Source organism: Palaeococcus sp. (in: euryarchaeotes), from assembly GCF_053987695.1.
Map to the genome: position 1 here is coordinate 1 of NZ_JBMXHE010000005.1, position 2016 is coordinate 2016.

Below are 2016 nucleotides of genomic sequence, written 5' to 3' on the forward strand. Positions count from 1 at the left end.
AGGGCAGTTCATCTTGTTTGGCAAGCTCAAGGAGCTTTCTGTGGGCTAAATCCCTTGCCGTGTATATGATTCCAGAAAGATGAACAACGTCGCCAGTTTTAAGTTTTAGGACATCTTTCTCGCTCAAGGGGACTTTTAGCTCCATAATATCACCATAATAAGGTTAATCTCTTTCCTTAAAGCTTTTTTTGGGTTTGATTAATTTTCTCAAACCCAGCTCGTAAGTATCAGTTTAGGTAAATTTAGCCTTAGGTGATAGCATGAACACCAAAATTATTGGCTCGGGGATTCTTATTACATCACTCGTGTTTTGTATTGCCAGAGCATTTGAGGATAGGGAGAAACCAACCGCGGCTATTCTCCCAAAGAACACAGAGACCGTTTGGTTAGCGAAAAATAATATTAACACTTCTCCGGAGAGGGAAAGGCAATGATCAGGGAGATAAAGAAAGAGCTCGTGGAGTACATAAGCAGAAGTACGGGGGTGGATAAGAAGACCATCATCAAGGTGCTGAGAGCTGAAGAGGCTTTTTTCATGATGCAGATTCAAAAAGCCCTTGAAAAAGGAAAAATGTAGGGGGTAGGAAGATGAGAAGGGTTATAGCTTTTGGTGTTATGCTCCTACTCCTCTTCTCAACTTTCTCATACCCATTCTTTATTGCTGAAGCTAAGGGGATTAATCTTAATAGTAAAAATAGCAAGCATGAAACAGAAGTCCGTTCCCCTTCTCAGGCACATAGTTCAGATGTCCCGGATATAGCAGTGGAAGAGGTCTATTATTCATATGTCAACAATACCCATATGAGGGTTTACGCTAACATAACGAACTATGGAGAAGATTCAGAAGCATTTAACGTAACTTTCAAGGTTATTTTGCCTCAAAATCTGCCTCAACCAGCTCAAATTCCATTCAAATGGATAAACATAACATCCGAGTTGCAAAATGCAAGTGAGGTGCATTTGGGGGATTATATTGAAGGAGGAAATGCTGTTCTAAAAGCAGACGATGGCTTTTTTGTGTACAAGCTACCATTTACTCTGAACTATTTTGGCAGGGAAATAGTTAATATCTCGGTGAGTACAAACGGCTATATAGAACTTTTAGGCAAATGGGAGGAACCTAAGCTCGGAGATGAGTATGGTATTCACGAGGATATGTTATACCAATACAGTGATGTGATATTCGCCCTCGACGATGATCTTGAGACAGAGGATGGCTACTTAGCGGCTGTACAGTTTGATGATAAGGTCGTTATAGAGTGGCTTGGTTCCACATATGATGATTACGACTCCTCCCAACACCCTGTGCACTTTCAAGTGGTCATCTTTAGGAATGGAACAATTAGGTGGAGCTATAACCTTCTCAGATATTCCGAGTACAGTTGTGATTTGTTTGCTGGATATTACTCGAAAGTTTCCATGGAGGAAAATGCAGTATCCAAGGCTGAAAAGAAGAGCTTTGAAGTTCAGCTTCCTGATGTCCCTTCCTCCGTCTTTAAGGTTCCCATTTCAGGACTCTCTAACGGGGCAAGCACGGAGGTGCACATTACCCTACCCATCCAAGATGTCTATGTAAAGGTAATTACCGATGATGAAGAGATCCTAAATGAATCTTACCGTTATGATAATGTTGGTGACATTGGAATATGGCCCGGTGACTACTGGATTGAAAACGCCAGCATAGGCAACATCATCCCGGGAGAAGTAGCCGAAATCAACTTCACGGTGAAGACGAGCTCCAAACACCCTGAAAACGTGGAAGTCAGGCTTCTGAAGAACGGCAAAGTCGAGGAGGTTAGGCTTCTGAGCGGCTTCTCCAACGGAACCCTTGACGGAAAGCTGTTCTGGCTCGCCCAAGGTGGGAACTACACTCTAACACTGGAGATAATGGCCATGGGAGATACAAACGGGAGCAACAACGCCTTCCTCCTCGGCGAGTACTCCTTCCCGCTGCCCAACTTCAGGATAGCCAACTACTCGGTGGAGATACCCAACTGTCTGGGGGCGTCGGCAGAT

General features: G+C 43.6%; 4 protein-coding genes. 3 read left to right on the forward strand and 1 reads right to left on the reverse strand.

The window, feature by feature from the left end; genetic code table 11:
* On the reverse strand, positions 1-145 hold a 145-nt coding region (locus ACXJGZ_RS00530; RefSeq protein ID WP_456397768.1), incomplete at its 3' end, for a fumarate hydratase C-terminal domain-containing protein.
* Between the two features lie 115 nt (positions 146-260).
* Here ACXJGZ_RS00530 and ACXJGZ_RS00535 point away from each other — a divergent pair.
* The 3 genes from ACXJGZ_RS00535 to ACXJGZ_RS00545 all read left to right on the forward strand — a co-directional run.
* A complete protein-coding gene (locus tag ACXJGZ_RS00535) occupies positions 261-434 on the forward strand; it encodes a hypothetical protein (protein WP_456397764.1) in 174 nt (57 codons plus the stop codon).
* Complete coding sequence (locus ACXJGZ_RS00540) at positions 431-577, forward strand: hypothetical protein (RefSeq protein ID WP_456397766.1); 147 nt, start codon at positions 431-433, stop codon at positions 575-577. Before ACXJGZ_RS00535 ends, ACXJGZ_RS00540 begins: the two co-directional genes overlap by 4 nt.
* An 11-nt stretch (positions 578-588) precedes the next feature.
* Positions 589-2016, forward strand: a 1428-nt coding sequence (locus ACXJGZ_RS00545; RefSeq protein WP_498049464.1) for an NIDO-like domain-containing protein, incomplete at its 3' end; no start/stop codon positions are given.